At 59.5% G+C, this 15,078-nt stretch carries 17 protein-coding genes; 8 read left to right on the forward strand and 9 right to left on the reverse strand.

Translation table 11 applies throughout. The features are described 5' to 3' along the window. Window positions 1–62 precede the first annotated feature (62 nt). Complete coding sequence (locus BW934_RS00735; RefSeq protein ID WP_076344079.1) at window positions 63–1,556, reverse strand: aldehyde dehydrogenase family protein; 1,494 nt, start codon at window positions 1,554–1,556, stop codon at window positions 63–65. 452 nt (window positions 1,557–2,008) lie between these two features. Between BW934_RS00735 and BW934_RS00740 the strand changes: the two genes are divergently transcribed. The 3 genes from BW934_RS00740 to BW934_RS00750 all read left to right on the forward strand — a co-directional run bounded on the left by BW934_RS00740 (window position 2,009) and on the right by BW934_RS00750 (window position 4,997). Next, window positions 2,009–3,601: an APC family permease gene (locus BW934_RS00740; RefSeq protein WP_076344081.1), complete on the forward strand. Its 1,593-nt coding sequence runs from the start codon at window positions 2,009–2,011 to the stop codon at window positions 3,599–3,601. A 132-nt stretch (window positions 3,602–3,733) separates the two neighbouring features. After that, a complete protein-coding gene (locus BW934_RS00745; RefSeq protein ID WP_234969433.1) occupies window positions 3,734–4,333 on the forward strand; it encodes a methyl-accepting chemotaxis protein in 600 nt (199 codons plus the stop codon). A gap of 112 nt (window positions 4,334–4,445) precedes the next feature. Then, the gene (locus BW934_RS00750) at window positions 4,446–4,997 is read left to right on the forward strand and encodes a DJ-1/PfpI family protein (protein ID WP_076344083.1); all 552 of its coding nucleotides are present in this window, start codon (window positions 4,446–4,448) and stop codon (window positions 4,995–4,997) included. A gap of 40 nt (window positions 4,998–5,037) precedes the next feature. On the opposite strand, the gene BW934_RS00755 is transcribed toward BW934_RS00750, so the two are convergent. The 8 genes from BW934_RS00755 to BW934_RS00785 form a co-directional block, all read right to left on the reverse strand. Next, the gene (locus BW934_RS00755; RefSeq protein WP_076344085.1) at window positions 5,038–5,286 is read right to left on the reverse strand and encodes a hypothetical protein; all 249 of its coding nucleotides are present in this window, start codon (window positions 5,284–5,286) and stop codon (window positions 5,038–5,040) included. Between the two features lie 36 nt (window positions 5,287–5,322). After that, window positions 5,323–5,562, reverse strand: a complete 240-nt coding sequence (locus BW934_RS00760; RefSeq protein ID WP_407639939.1) for a hypothetical protein — start codon at window positions 5,560–5,562, stop codon at window positions 5,323–5,325. A 36-nt stretch (window positions 5,563–5,598) separates the two neighbouring features. Beyond that, window positions 5,599–5,955, reverse strand: coding sequence for a hypothetical protein (locus BW934_RS00765; RefSeq protein ID WP_234969434.1), 357 nt, complete (start codon window positions 5,953–5,955; stop codon window positions 5,599–5,601). After that, window positions 5,900–6,148: a hypothetical protein gene (locus tag BW934_RS00770; RefSeq protein WP_076344089.1), complete on the reverse strand. Its 249-nt coding sequence runs from the start codon at window positions 6,146–6,148 to the stop codon at window positions 5,900–5,902. The genes BW934_RS00765 and BW934_RS00770 overlap by 56 nt, the downstream gene beginning before the upstream one ends. Window positions 6,149–6,186: 38 nt before the next feature. Then, entirely contained in the window at window positions 6,187–6,435 is a 249-nt protein-coding gene (locus BW934_RS00775) for a hypothetical protein (protein WP_076344091.1), read from the reverse strand. Between the two features lie 174 nt (window positions 6,436–6,609). Beyond that, window positions 6,610–7,938: an MFS transporter gene (locus BW934_RS00780; RefSeq protein WP_076344093.1), complete on the reverse strand. Its 1,329-nt coding sequence runs from the start codon at window positions 7,936–7,938 to the stop codon at window positions 6,610–6,612. Between the two features lie 94 nt (window positions 7,939–8,032). Then, complete coding sequence (locus BW934_RS15150; protein WP_234969436.1) at window positions 8,033–8,308, reverse strand: DUF1731 domain-containing protein; 276 nt, start codon at window positions 8,306–8,308, stop codon at window positions 8,033–8,035. After that, a complete protein-coding gene (locus tag BW934_RS00785) occupies window positions 8,290–8,898 on the reverse strand; it encodes an NAD-dependent epimerase/dehydratase family protein (protein ID WP_234969437.1) in 609 nt (202 codons plus the stop codon). The genes BW934_RS15150 and BW934_RS00785 overlap by 19 nt, the downstream gene beginning before the upstream one ends. A gap of 277 nt (window positions 8,899–9,175) precedes the next feature. On the opposite strand from BW934_RS00785, the gene BW934_RS00790 reads away from it, so the two are divergent. From BW934_RS00790 to BW934_RS00810, 5 genes are all read left to right on the forward strand, one after another. After that, complete coding sequence (locus BW934_RS00790; protein ID WP_076344095.1) at window positions 9,176–9,619, forward strand: DinB family protein; 444 nt, start codon at window positions 9,176–9,178, stop codon at window positions 9,617–9,619. Between the two features lie 214 nt (window positions 9,620–9,833). Further along, a complete protein-coding gene (locus tag BW934_RS00795) occupies window positions 9,834–11,597 on the forward strand; it encodes a peptide ABC transporter substrate-binding protein (RefSeq protein ID WP_234969438.1) in 1,764 nt (587 codons plus the stop codon). Between the two features lie 173 nt (window positions 11,598–11,770). Continuing rightward, window positions 11,771–13,555, forward strand: coding sequence for a peptide ABC transporter substrate-binding protein (locus BW934_RS00800; protein WP_076344656.1), 1,785 nt, complete (start codon window positions 11,771–11,773; stop codon window positions 13,553–13,555). A gap of 163 nt (window positions 13,556–13,718) precedes the next feature. Continuing rightward, on the forward strand, window positions 13,719–14,342 hold the full coding sequence (locus tag BW934_RS00805) for a YhbD family protein (RefSeq protein ID WP_076344658.1): 624 nt from the start codon (window positions 13,719–13,721) through the stop codon (window positions 14,340–14,342). Window positions 14,343–14,359: 17 nt separating this feature from the next. Then, complete coding sequence (locus BW934_RS00810; protein ID WP_076344660.1) at window positions 14,360–15,073, forward strand: polymer-forming cytoskeletal protein; 714 nt, start codon at window positions 14,360–14,362, stop codon at window positions 15,071–15,073. Window positions 15,074–15,078: the final 5 nt, after the last annotated feature.

A 15,078-nucleotide genomic window follows, 5' to 3' on the forward strand; every position in this document is an offset into this window, starting at 1 on the left:
TACAGGTCTGGATTTAGGCAGAAAAATAGGCCCGGCATAGAGCCGGGCCCGAAGCGTTCCAGTTAGCTCAGGCTGATCCACACGTCCTTGACCTCGGTGTAGTTGTTGAGCGCATACGAACCCATTTCGCGCCCGATGCCGGACTGCTTGTAGCCGCCGAACGGTGCAGCCGCATCAAAGACGTTGTAGCAATTCACCCAGACGGTTCCGGCCTTCAGTTTGCTCGCGATATAGTGGGCATTGCGGATATTCTCCGTCCAAACGCCCGCGGCCAAGCCGTAATCCGTGTCGTTTGCCCGTGCAATCACCTCGTCCAGGTCTTCGAACGGCATCGCCGCCACCACCGGGCCGAAGATTTCCTCCCGAGCGATGGTCATATCGTCGCGCACGTTGGCGAAGATGGTCGGCTGCACGAAGTAGCCGCGCTCCGACGCTTTGGCACCGCCCACGAGAACCTCGGCGCCCTGCTCAATGCCCTTTTCAATGTAGCCGAGCACGCGCTTTTCTTGTTCGTCCGACACGAGGGGCCCCATCTCCGTGCTCTGCTCCAGGCCCGGACCCTGACGGATGTTTTTTGCGAGCGATACCAGATCGGCCACCACATTGTCGTACGCCTTCTTCTGCACGAACAGGCGCGATCCGGCACAGCAGACCTGGCCCTGATTGAACATGATGCCCATGAACGCACCGGGGATCGCGCGTTTCATATCCGCATCCGGCAGGATGATGTTGGGCGACTTGCCGCCGAGCTCGAGCGTCACGCGCTTCAGCGTGCGGGCGGCGTTCTGCATGATGAGCTTGCCGACCTCCGTGGAGCCGGTAAACGCAATCTTATTGACGTCGGGATGCTCGACGAGCGCCTGCCCGGCCGTCTCGCCAAAGCCGGGGACGACGTTGACCACGCCGGCTGGGAATCCTGCCTCCTGGATCAGCTTCGCGAGGTAGAGTGCTGAGAGCGGCGTCTGTTCCGCCGGTTTCAGAACCACCGTGCAACCCATGGCCAGCGCCGCACCGATCTTCCAGCACGCCATGAGGAGCGGGAAGTTCCACGGGATGATCTGACCCACCACACCAACCGGCTCGTGCCGCGTGTAGTTAAAGTATTTGCCTGCCACCGGAATCGTTTGCCCGACGACTTTCGTCGGCCAACCCGCGTAGTAGCGAATATGTTCGATCGCGAGCGGCAGATCGGCATTCAGAGACTCGCGGATGGGCTTGCCGTTGTCGAGCGTCTCGAGTTGCGCGAGTTGCAGTTTATGTTCTTCCATCAGGTCTGCCAGTCGATAGAGAAGACGAGACCGATCCGCGGCGCTCATTCGCGACCAAGGTCCAGACTCGAAGGCCTGGCGTGCGGCTTTCACGGCGCGGTCGATGTCGGGAGCTTCCGCTTCCGCGACTTCCGTCAGCACTTCCTCCGTTGCGGGGTTGATGGACGCAAAGGTCTTTCCTGAAAGAGAGGGAACGAATTCGCCGTCAATAAACAACCCTTTGGGGCCCTTGAGAAACTCGACGACATCTGGATGCAGAGCGCTTGCGTTCACTTCTTGAACTGCCACCGATGTCCCCTCCTTACGAATTCAGAAAACGGTTAGAAACCGTTTTCAACTCTATCATAGTAAGAGATTTACGAAGATTCAACCCTCTTTGGAGAGCTGAAGGGCTTTCGATCTTTTGCCCACTTTCACGATATGTCCCGCGCCTCGCGTTCATGTCCGCAATCCGCGCGCGGTCAATCGTCGACGCCTAGCAAACGCCCGAGACGCCTAGCAAACGCCCGATGCGAAGAGAAAAGTTGCGAACTGACGCAGAATGTCGGCTGGATTGAATTCTTGTAGAATTCCAATAAGTATCTCTGTTGACAGCGCTGCTCTGATTCGGCATCATGGGGCGTATGGTGGACAGCGCAAGCTCGTGCAAGGGCACATGAAAGCGATCACGCCAAGTTCCGCGGGCGTCTTCGCGCCTGCGCCAGGCACATCACACTCGGATCACGCAAAGGAGGACATTCATGGACAAAGGCATGCGCCGGGAGATCCATCTCGTCGCGCTCACCATGACCGGGCTCGGCTCGATCATCGGCTCCGGCTGGTTGTTCGGAGCTTGGAAAGCCGCGAAAGTCGCGGGTCCGGCCGCGATCGTCGCCTGGATCCTCGGGATGGCCGTCATCCTGCTCATCGGCCTCACCTATGCGGAACTGGGCCCCATGTTCCCGCGATCCGGCGGCATGGTGCGCTACGCGCACTACTCTCACGGCTCGTTTGTCGGCTTCTTGTCCGGCTGGGCCAACTGGATTGCCATCGCGTCCGTCATTCCCATCGAGGCCGAGGCGTCCATTCAGTACATGAGCTCATGGCCGTGGCACTGGGCCGCCTGGACCCACCATTTGTACGTCAATAAAACGCTCACACCGCCAGGGCTCTTGCTCGCCGCCATCCTGGTCTTCATTTACTTCCTGCTGAATTATTGGACGGTCAAGCTCTTCGCGCGGGCCAACACGGCCATCACCGTATTTAAATTCATCATTCCTGCGCTGACCGTCATCGGGCTCGTGGCCGCCCACTTCGACACGCACAACTTCACGCAGTATGGCGGCTTTGCGCCGAACGGCTGGGCGAGCGTGCTCACGGCCATCGCGACATCTGGCGTGGTGTTCGCCTTCAACGGCTTCCAGAGCCCCATCAACCTCGCCGGAGAAGCGCGCAACCCAAGCCGCAACGTCCCGCTCGCGGTGATTGGCTCGGTGCTGCTCGCAGGCGTCATCTATCTTTGCCTGCAGGCCGCATTCATCGGCTCGATGCCTGCAAGCCTTCTCGGCCACGGCTGGGCCGCGATCAATCTCAAGTCGCCATTCGCCGATCTCGCCCTTGCACTCAATGTGAACTGGCTGGCCATCATTCTGTTCCTTGACGCGTTTGTCTCGCCGTCGGGCACGGGCATCACCTACACGGCCACCACGGCCCGCATGGTCCACGGCATGGAGGCCAACGGCTATTTCCCGAAGGTCTTTGGCCGGATTCATCCGAAGTACGGTGTGCCGCGGGCGGCCATGTGGCTCAACCTCGTCATTGCTTACATCTTCATGCTCATGTTCCGCGGCTGGGGCGAGCTGTCCGGCGTCATTTCCGTAGCCACCCTCATCTCGTACGTGACCGGCCCCATCGCGGTCATGGCCTTTCGCAAGATGGGCGATCACGTCGAGCGCCCCGTCCGCGTCCCGGGCATGGCCGTGATCGCGCCGATCGCGTTCATGTTTGCGTCCCTCATTCTGTACTGGGCGCAGTGGCCCCTGACCGGCGAGGTGATCATCGTCATTTTGATTGGGCTGCCGGTCTACTTCTACTACACGGCCAAGGCGGGCTGGCGCGGCTTTTCGGAGCATCTGCGCCGGGGACTGTGGCTCATCGTCTACCTGTTGTGGATGGCGCTTGTGTCTTGCCTCGGCAGCAGCAAGTTCGGGGGCACAGGTGTCCTGCCGTATGGCTGGGATATGGTCGTGGTTGCGGTTTCCGCCCTCATCTTTTACGCGTGGGGCGTGCGCAGCGGGTTCCCGAAGCCCAACTTCCCGGAAGGCGAAAATCCACAGCTTGCAGACGCGGAATGACGCGCTGCGTGTTCGACAGGGGGCGCCCGTGGGGCGCCCTTTTTCGATCCGGCAGAAGGATGGGAGCAGGAAGCGGCCGGGCCGATGTTGAACCGAATAGCGAAGCGAAGCTTGTTGCAGAGGGGGATGTCGGTGGAAACCCGTTCAACCGTCCCCGCCACGGGACAAGAGGCGGTGGATTCGAATTTCGGCGGTGACGCCGGCTCGGACGACGAACATCGCCTGTTTGCGCTGGCGACGACGTTGTCATCGTCCGTTCAGCAGACAGGTGCGACACTGCAGGAGATGGCAGCGTCCATGCAAGTCCTCGTGACAGGTTTGGGCGACGTCGCGCGCGAGTCTCGCGCGGTCCTGAGGGCGGTGCGCGACGTCGGTGCGCTGTCGGATCAGGTCCGGGAGATCGCCGATACGAGCCGGATTCTCGGGCTGAATGCGTCCATTGAGGCCTCGCGCGCAGGGGAATATGGGCGAGGATTCGCCGTGATCGCCCGCGAGATCCGCCGCTTAGCGGAAGGCGCGCGGGAACAGACCGATGTCATCGCGCAGAACACCCGCCAGATGGTCGAGATGCTCGAGGCGCTGAACGGAGCCATTGAACGGGTCGACCGCGAGGCCGAGGCCCAGCGTGCCGCGATGGAGGCGCTCGCTGCCGCGATGCAGGAGGTCAGCCAAGTGGCCATCGATCTCGTCGCTTTCGCCGAGCGGGTGGCACGCGCCTCGGGAGGCGCGTGAGCCGGGTCGAACGGTGTCGAAAACGGAACGTGGACGAGGACTGTGAAATCCCATACAATGGAGATGGGCGCCGGGTTCGGCGCTCAATCGGCACGAGGAGAGGGATGTGCGGATGACCAAGAAAGTCCTCATTTTGGCGGGAGACGCGGTCGAAGCGCTGGAGATCTACTATCCTTATTATCGGCTCCTCGAGGAAGGGATGGATGCGGTCATTGCCGCGCCGACGAAGAAGGCGCTGAACACCGTCGTCCACGACTTCACAGGCTGGGACACGTACACGGAGAAACCTGGGTATTTAATTCAAGCACACACCTCGTTTGCGGACGTTCGCCCAGAGGAGTTCGATGGGCTCATCTTGCCGGGCGGCCGTGCGCCTGAATACATTCGGTTGAACGAGCACGTGCCGCGCATCGTGGGCCACTTCTTTGATGCCCATAAGCCGGTGGGGGCCATTTGCCATGCTGCGCAGGTGCTCGAGGTGGTGCGCGAGAAACTGCAAGGGCGCACGATGACCGCGTATATCGCCTGCAAGCCGAGCGTGGAGGCGATGGGGGCAAAGTACGCCTCCGAGACGCTGTACGTCGAAGGCAACCTCGTCTCCGGCCACGCCTGGCCAGATCTCCCCGGGTTCATGCGGGAATTCCTGAAGCTGTTGAATGCGTGACGGACCCAACCAGGGCCGCCCACTTGGGCGGCCCTATGGCTTAGCACTGCACGCCCCACGTGGGCTTGAAGTCCTGATCAAAGATCAGGCCGTCCAACAGCTCGTGGCTGTCGACGTTCAGGTTGCGCGTCAGCAAAAACGCGTTGCGCGCGCCGGAGACGGAGGCCTGGGCGGTGTTGGACTTGACGTGCGCGTCCCAGCCGCCGATGTTGATCTCGCCGATGAAGATGCCCGAATTCTGCTGCGGCGTGTTGCTGACAATCGTTTGAAACGCGATGACCGTAGGCACGCCACGACCTCCAGTTCGGGACGGGATGCCGCATCCTCAGAAGTTCCACTCGTAGTTCAGCTTGAAATCCTGATCATGAATCACCCCGTCCATCATTTCAAAGCTATCAATGAGTGTGTTGCTGCTGACGAGCACGTTGAGCAGCCCCGCGTCAAGCGCCTTGCCTGCGCCGTATTTTTGGTTGGCATCCCAGCCGCCGATGTTGATCTGTCCGAGGAACACGCCGGCGTTCTGCTGTGGCGTCATGGTGTTGAGCACGCCGCTCAGGATGAACACGGGAATGGGGATCGCCTCCCTCGCTTGATCGCCGCGTCACACGTTGCCTTCGACATCGGGCTTCAGGTCAAAGGTGTTGACCTGGCCGTCGATCAGCTCGAAGCTGTCGAAAAGCAGGCTCCAGATCTGCAAGTTGTAGCTCAAAACGTCGTAGTTGCCGCTCTTGCCCGCCTGGAACTTCATGTTGGCATCCCAACCGCCGTTGTTGACCTGGCCGATGAAAGTCCCCGCGTTCTGCTGTGGCGTCATGGAGTTGTTGGCACCGATGAAGACGAGCGCAGGAATGGTGATCTCCTCCTTGAACCTGTGATAGCCCGTACGCGAAGTCCCACTGGAATCAAAGATTGTTTCCGATGACTGGCTTCGCGTCGGCGTCGTTGATGGCGCCGTCAATCCCCTCGAAGCTGTCGAGGTTCAGGTTGTAAAATCCAGGACTCCAGTTGAAGAAGCCGAATTCCCCGCCGTGCGCTTGACTCATCTTGCGGTTGGCGTCCCAGCCGGCGAAGTTGTATTCACCGACGAAGGCGCCGGCGTTTTGCTGAGGCGTATTCATCAAGAGTGAACCGAGCAAGATGACACTTGGCATGTCACCCCTCCGCCTTCGTGAAGTGCGAGTTCAGACGGTTATCCGTTGGCACCCAAGGTCAGTTTGAAGTCCGCATCGTTGATGGCGCCATCCACGACTTCAAAGTTATCCACATTCACATTCACCATTCCGGGCAGGACGTTGAAAGCGCCGTAGGTTCCGCTGTACGCGTTGGACATCTTGCGGTTGGCATCCCAACCGCCGACGTTGCCTTCACCGAGGAAGATGCCCGCGTTTTGCAGCGCTGCGTCCGCAGCCGCCGTGCCAATCACGATGAGAGAAGGCATCCAAGGTCTCCTTCCGTGGGCGGGGCTTTGCGCCCATGTGAACAGCGTATGCCTGCGTCGCATGTCCGCATGCGGCGCGGGCCTTGGGTTTGCCGATTTGGGCGTGAGAAATGGGCGACGGGATCGTCAGAAAGGAGAAACGCCCCGCGTGCAAGGGCGCGAGGCGTTTGCGAGTCAGTGCGGAAGGGTGCGGCTGGAGGTGAGATCAGCCTCAATGCGGCGTTGTTTGTCCGGCTGATGGAAAATGAGCACAGCGAGGACGGACGTCGCCGCGAGCACAGCCATGAGCCAGAACGCGCTCTTGAAGCTGCCCGTCGCGTTGACGATCCAGCCCGTGATGACCGGCGCAAGGAAGCCTGCGGCTGCGAAGAACGTGTCCATCACGCCGAGCGCTGTGCCGGTGCGTTCGCGCATCAGGTCGACGTTCATGGCGTAGAAGGTCGAGTTCGCGCTCATGCCAAAGCCCACGGCGAGGGTGATGAACACGATGGCCGTCGTGAGATCGTGCGTGAAGGTGAGCGGCAGGACGCAGAGTGCCGAGAGCAGCTGCGAGATCCAGATGGGGTACGATCTCGCCAGGCGAAGGCTGCCTGTGCGGCGGAGGATTCCGTCAGAGAGGTAGCCCACGAGCCACAAGAGCACCGTCGCGAGCGCCCACGGCAGAATGGAAAAGGCACCGACGGACTTGAGATTCAGGTGATATTCGCTCTTGAGGTACGACGGCAACCAGGTCATGAAAAAGAAGAGATAATAGCCGAAGACGAAGAACGACCAGTTGTTGGCCATCAACGTGCGGTTCACCAGGAGATACTTCCACAGGGTTCCCGACGACACGTGATGCGCCTGGCGAAAGCGCATTTCCTTGGCGGGACGCGTCCGGTCAACCGACTCGGAGGCGCGGATGTGGCGCAGTTCCTCGTCGTTCACGTGGCGGCTGTGCTCGGGGAAGTCTCGGAACAGAAAGAACCATACCGGCACCCAAATGAGGCCGACGATGCCGAGGATGATGAACATCCAGCGCCAGGTGACGGCCAGAATGAGCGACGTCACGATGGGAGCACCGATGGCGAGCGCGAGGGGCACGGCGACGAGCGAGTTGGAGAGCGCAATGGCGCGCTCACGCGGCGACAGCCAATCGCCCACGGCTCGGTTGACCGCTGGGAAGTTGGGGCCCTCCGCTACGCCAAGCAGGATGCGCATGGCGTAGATGATGGCGAACGAAGCGGCGACGCCCGTCAAGCCGATGGACAGGCTCCACAACAGGGATGCGAAGAACAGGGCCCAGCGTGCGCCGACGTGATCGACCCAAATGCCGCCAAAGAACGTCGTGATCATGTAGCCGATGCCAAAGGCGCCGAGGATCATGCCGATCTGACTGTCGTTCAGGTGCAGGACCTGCGCGATGTCGCCGATGGCATACGAAATGGCGGACCGGTCGATGTAGTTGACGACCGTGATGAAGAATAACAGACCGATGATGACCCAGCGGAAACGAGTGGCCACGAAGTGCGCCTCCTTTCTTGTGATCCCCTGCAAAAGATTGAGGGGGAAATCGATTTCATTCTAAGGGCCGGACACGCCGTGGCACAAGTCTGCCTCAGAGGAAATTTCGGAAGGCTTCGTGCAGCGTGGGAAACGCAAAGGGAAAGCCGAGATCGAGAGCGCGCGTAGGCAGCACGCGCTGGCCGTCGAGAACGAGCGTGGCGCGGCGGCCGAGCACGAGCCGCAGCGCTGCTCCGGGCACATGGGTGAGGTGGGGCCTTCGGAGCGCGTCGGCAAGCGTACGGGTGAACTCGCGCATCCGGGTGGGATGTGGCGCGGTGGCGTTGTACACGCCGTCCAAATCCGGTGAGGTCAAGAGCCACGCCGCCATGCGCGCGGCGTCGTCGACATGAATCCAGGAAATCCATTGCGACCCGCTGCCGACGGTGCCCCCAAAGCCCATTTGAAAGAGGGGCCAAAGCAGCGGGAGTGCACCTCCATCCCGGCCGAGCACCATGCCGAATCGCAGAATGCAGACACGCGTGATGGACTGGAGCGGCTTGGCCGCCTGCTCCCACTCGGCGCAGACGCGCGCGAGAAAGTCGTTTCCGGGCGGGAAAGCTCAGTAAATGTCTCGTCGAGCGACGTGCCATAGTAACCGACGGCTGACGCCTGGAGGTAAGCCTTTGGCGCTGCAGGCAGGTCCCGTAGTGCGATCACGACGCTTCGCACGGTCTCCACGCGCGATTGGACGATTTCGCGCCGGTACGCCGCGGTCCAACGTTTGGCGTTGAGGGAAGCACCGGCGAGATTGCAGATGGCGTACGCTTCACCGCGCTCGATGCTCTGCACAAAGCGCGTCCGCAGCGCTTCGGGTGTATACGGTCTCCGGACGATTTCGGGTTCTAGCCGCTGGCGTTCAAGCTCCTTTGCCAGGTGGCGCCCGATAAAGCCTGACCCGCCAAGGATATAGATGCGCACAGGGGCTCCTCCAGTCCGTCGTAAGATTCGGGACATGTCGAATGAGGCTAGGCACATTGTAGCAAATCTTGCCTCGCAGCGTACCGATGAATCGTCGCCGCTTGTCCAAACGGCTCGCGCCGCGCTCTCGGGGCACGCGCGCCTGTGGAGGACCAAGCGTTCTGCTGGGGCCGCGGGGACGCGATGATCTGCAGATGTTCATCGTTCGTAGGGCTTTGGAGTTAGAATGAAAGAGGCGCCCGTACAAGGTGACGCAATGCGTAAGGAGGGACAGGCCGTGGTGAAAGAGATGAGCGACTTGTATGATCTGTATGTCAAGGTGCACAAAACCCTGCACCAGATGGTGGATGGACTGTCGGACGAGCAGTGGCTCAAGAAGCCAGCGGACAACTTCAACAACATTGCCTCGATTGTCGAACACACGCTGCTCGTGGAGCGCCGCTTTTTCGCCCAGCTGAAAGGTGAGTCCGTGGACATCGACGCTCGCGCGCCGTTTGTCGCGACAAGCTGGGATGTGGACAAGATCAAATCGATGTGGGCAGAGAACGAGCAGTTGGCCAAGGACGCGTTTGAATCGTTGTCGCCCGAGGAGCTGGAAGAGCCGGGCGCCAAGCTCGGCGTGGGCGAGGTGAACAAGCGCCAGCTTGCAGCCTACGCCATCGCGCACACTGCTCACCACCGCGGGCAAATCCCGCTTGTGAAGAAAATGCTGGGCATCTGATAAGAAAGGTGACAGGACACATCGGGACATGGCCGGTGTGTCCTTTTTTCTGACCGAAATTCGCAAAGCTAAAACGATTTGTCGATGTAATGTGCAAGATTGTTACATATTCTGCACTTTACACGCCCGTCGACCCATCGTACAATGAGCCTGATTCTCTGAAATCGCAGTTCAAATGCGAGATTTCCAGAACATTGAGGGGGTTCGAGAGACTGTGAAACGTCGCAGCAAAATCGCTTGGGCTGCAGGCACGGCGGCAGCCATTGTCCTCGGTGCGACGGGCTGTGGGACTCAAGCTCCACAACAAGGGACGAATGAGGCAAACGTCGCTTCTCCCAAGGTCGGCGCTGCTTCTGCGAGTGGAAAAGGCGGCGTCATTGAATACGCCGTTCAACCGGCCACAGACTTGAACTGGTTTCTCCCGCTCTTCACCGGTCCCACGGATTCACTGGCCAACGCACAGCTCGTGTATCAGATGTTTGTTCCTCTTTTGCAGCTGAACAACAACTATCAGATCGACTGGAAGAACTCCATTGCGGAGAAGGTCACCTACAATTCTTCTGGGACGGTTTATCACATCTACCTGAATCCGAAGTGGAAATGGTCGAACGGTCAGCCCGTGACGTCTGCGGATCTCTTGTTCACGTGGAATGTCATGAAGGCCGCTTGCGCGCCGAATGCGCCGGCGCCCTGGCCGTACGTGGGTGTGGGCACGGGCGACATCCCCAACGGCATCAAGAGCGTCGTGGCAAACGGTCCGTACGAGGTCACGGTGACTTTGAAGCAGCCGACCAACCAGCAGTGGTTCATCTACAACGGCCTGATGCAGATGACGCCTCTTCCTTCCAAGTACATGGATGTTAAGAAGAATATGACCGACGAGTTGAAGTACCTGGGTGCCAATGGTCCCAACTTCATGTTTGAAAAAGTCGTCGATGGACCTTTTGAACCGGTTTTGGGTAAGGACCGGCAAGAGTGGGTGTTGAAGCCGAACCCAATGTACGCGGGGCACAAGAGCAGCGTCTCGAAGCTGATCTTCCTGTACGAAGGGTCGAACGAGTCCGAGCTCGCCGCGCTGCGCAGTGGTCAGGTGAACGTGGGCTATATTGACCCGTCCGAAGCGGCCGCTCTGCCTCAACTGAAATCGTCCGGCTTCACGATTGCGCCGGAATACATGTTCGCCGTGTTTTGGACGGAGATGAACATGTATCCGGCATCGCCGAACTCGAAGATTTTCGATCAGCTGTACGTCCGTCAGGCGATGATGCAGGCGATTAACAACCAGGAGATTGCTCAAGACATCTACAAGGGCTACGCCGTGCCCCTTCACGGGCCCATCCCGTCGAACCCCAATACTCAATTCTACGACCCTGCCGTGGCGAAGCTGTATCCGTATAACCCAACGGCCGCGAAAAAATTGCTGGAGGCCCACGGCTGGCGCCTTGAAAATGGCGTCATGACGAAGGGCAACGAAAAAATGAACTTCACCATGATTTATGCGACTGGCGTGGAAACCACGGTCCAGGAGGCGGAGCTCATCCAGCAGGAGCTGGGACAAATCGGCATCAAGGTCTCGCTCAAGGGCATGCCGTTTGACCAACTCATCTCGGTGACGAGCAATCCCAAAGAAACGAACTGGGATCTGGCGCTTGGATCGGGCTGGATCTACAGCGGACCGGGCTACTATCCTTCTGGCGACGGCCTGTTTAATACCGGTGCACCGAGTGGCACGGGGTACAGCAACCCGACGGAGGATGCGTTGATCAACGCCACGCATGTCCCATACAGCTCGACGGCGGAGACGATGAAACACTTCTATCAGTACGAGCTGTACACGGCTGAGCAACTGCCCATGCTCTGGAACGTGAACAACGCCACCATTGCCGTCATTGCACCCAATGTGCACAACGTCCTTCCGTATTACAATGGTGCGGTCGGAATCCCGGAGATGCAGTATTGGACCGTTTCGGGACAATGAGGGGTGCTTCGGACGCAGCGATATGACGTATTGAAGGTTTCTTTAAAAAATGCGTGCAAAGCGCGAAAGGACTTGCTATACTAAAGTTGTCCTTGGTTCTACACCTGCTTCTGGCCCGCATTGAGCCTACCGCTCAATGCGGGCATTCTCTAGGCTTTCATAGGGAGGAGCAAATTGTGCGAAAGACGAGAAAACGAGCGCTTGTTTCCAGCGCAGCCGCTGCCGCGATTGTGCTAGGTGTAGCGGGATGCGGCACTTCGACATCCAATAGCACGAACTCGTCCAACACGACGACCAATACGTCGACCAACACCACGACGACCACGACGACGGGCGCCGTCAACCCTGCCGGTGTGATTGACTACGCGCTTCCGCCGCAGACGGATCTGAACTGGTTCTTGCCGATCTTCGATGCTCCGAATGACTCCCTCTACAATTCGCAGATTGTGGACCAGATGTACATTCCGATGCTGGTCTTAAACAATGACTACAGCATCAACTGGCAGGATTCCATCGCGAAGAACATCACGTACAACAAGGAAGGTACCGTTTATCACATCTTCCTGAATCCGAAGTGGAAGTGGTCCAACGGCCAGCCCGTCACCTCGAAAGACGTCCTCTTCACGTGGAACGTCATCAAGGCTGCGTCGGCGCCGAACGCGCCTAGCCCGTGGCCGTTTGTTGGCGCAGGAACGGGCGACATCCCAAATGGTGTGAAGAGCGTTGTTGCGAATGGACCCTATGAAGTGACCATCACGCTGAAGCAGCCGGCCAACCAGCAGTGGTTCATTTACAACGGCATCATTCAGCTGACGCCGCTGCCAGCCTCCTACATGGACGTCAAGTCCAATATCATGGACGAGATCAAGTATCTCGGCAACAACGCGACCAACATGATGTTTGATAAGGTCGTGGATGGCCCGTTCAAGCCGTTGATCGCGAAGGACAAACAGGAGTGGGTCATCGTTCCGAACCCGAGCTATGCGGGCCACAAGCCGCAGGTCAGCAAGATTGTCTTCCAGTACGAGGGTTCGAACGAGTCGGAGTTCGCGGCTCTGCGCAGCGGCCAGATTAACGTCGGCTACCTGGATCAGTCGCAGCTTGGTTCGGAGTCCGCGCTGACTTCGATGGGCGATACGGTGACGCCGGAATACACGTTCGGTATCTTCTGGATTGAGATGAACATGTACAAGGGTGCGCCGAACGCGAGCATCTTCGACCAGCTGCCGGTGCGCCAGGCCTTGCAGATGGCCATCGACCGCGAGACCATGGTGAAGGACATCTACAAGGGCTTTGCTGAGCCGCTGTACGGGCCGATTCCGTCGCAGCCGCCGACGAAGTTCTACGACCCTGCCGTGAACGGTCTGTACAGCTTTAACCTCGCCAAGGCGAAGCAGACGCTCGAAAGCGCAGGTTGGCATCTGAAGAACGGCGTGATGACCAACGCGCAGGGCAAGAAAATGGAATTTACCATGATGTACGTGTCTGGCAGCGAGTCCACGCAGCAAGAGGCGGAGCTCGTTCAGCAGGACTTCGCGCAAATTGGGGTCAAGGTGAATCTGAAGCCTGAGCCGTTTGCGCAGTTCATCTCGATCACCGCGACGCCGTCGAATCACTCGTGGGATTTGGCGCTCGGTTCGGGCTGGGTGTACAACGGACCCGGGTTCTATCCGTCGGGCGAGGGCTTGTTCAACACGGGAGCGTCCAGCGGCACGGGCTTTAGCGATCCGAAGGAGGATCAGCTGATCAACGCGACCCACATGCCGTACCCGACCACGGCCGAGACCATGAAGGTATTCGACGAGTATGAGATGTATACCGCAAAAGTCTTGCCGTTCCTGTGGACCGTCAACCCGGCTTCCTTGACGGTGGTGTCGCCTCACGTCCAGGGCGTGTTGCAACACCTGAATTCGGCGGACGGCCTGCCGGAGATGCAGTACTGGTACGTGACGAAGTAATGAAGACGGTCAAGCGCCTGCCCGTGCGGCGGGCGCTTTTTCTAATGCACGAGGTTTCGTGCCGCGCGAGCGAATGTGGTGGCATCGCGCAAAGGCGACAATCGGCGCTTGCGTAACGTAACAGTGTTATGTTACGATCAGGTCGCTGGAGTTGATGATGCACATGAGCGACGATTTGATCTCCAAAAAGGAGTTGCTCGAACTCACGGGGATTTCCTACGGCCAGCTGTATCGGTGGAAACGGAAACAGCTCATTCCAGAAGAGTGGTTCATTCGCAAGGCGACCTTCACGGGTCAGGAGACCTTCTTTCCGCGCGAGAAAATGCTGAGCCGCATTGAGCAAATCAAGCAATGGAAAGAAGACGTGCCGCTGGACGAGTTGGCGAAGCGGCTCTCGCCCCAGGGCATCGAGCTGGAACGCGCGGGGGAGGACCTCGTCCGCCTCGGGGTGGTGAGCGAGCTGGCCCTGAGGCTGTATCGCGAGGTGAATGCGCACGCCCGAATCCTGCCGTTTCGCGACATCGTCTGCCTGTACCTGGTACACGAGGCTTTGGAGAGCGGACAGGTCAGCTTGGACGAAGCGCGCCAGCTCGTTCAATCGTACGAGGGATATGTAACAGTGTTTCGTGACATGCAGATGCGTATCGATCTCGTCCGCAAGCTTGGCATCGGCGTTTGGCTGGCGCGCGCGCCGAACGCCGAGATCGCGTTCGACCCGCAAGCGAACATCGCTTTCACGGTCGACGTGGCGGCTGCGGTCGAACGCTTGAAGTTGAAGCTGATGTGATCGCGTGGCACCTGCACATGAGGAGGGAACTGTGGATGCCGGAGGATTTAGAGGTGTCTGGCCGCACGTCGATGGGCGGGGGCGTGTATCGGCGAGTGGAAGTGAACGGCATGACCAAGATGCTGGGCGACATCACATGCGAGACCTGCGAGGTGAATGGAAGTGCGCAGGTGGAAGGAAGCCTGCGCGCCGAAGGGCGGATTGAAGTGAATGGGCGTCTGAACGTGCAGGGGCCGATCGCGGCGGGCGCCCTGGAGGTGAACGGCATGTGCCGCGTGAATGGAAACTGCGAGGTGAGCGAAGCCGCGTCGATTTCGGGTGTGGCCCGCTTTGAGGGCAGTTTGCGCGCGGGAGACATCCGAGTCGGCGGGCGGGTGCGCGTCAGCGGGGCCATGGAAGCGGAGGCCGTTCGCGTGACGGGGAATCTGCGGTGTGGCGGCCTGGTGAATGCGGACGTGATCGAATTTGAGCTGATGGGGAAATCGAGTGTGCGAGAAATCGGCTGTGGCACGCTCACCGTTGCTGTGGGCCGAGGAGGTTGGTTTTCGAAGCCGAGGCTCGAGGTGGAGACCATTGAAGGGGATCGCGTGGAGGTGGAGGCCGTGGTGGCACGGCGCGTCCGGGGCGACGTGGTCATTGTGGGGGACGATTGCCGCGTGGACCTCGTGGAGTATCGGACGACGTTTGAACGGCGCGGGGCGGCCGTGGTGGGCGAAGCGGTTCAGATTTGAAGGGA

It is taken from the genome of Alicyclobacillus vulcanalis (genome assembly GCF_900156755.1).
Taxonomy (GTDB): Bacteria; Bacillota; Bacilli; order Alicyclobacillales; family Alicyclobacillaceae; genus Alicyclobacillus; species Alicyclobacillus vulcanalis.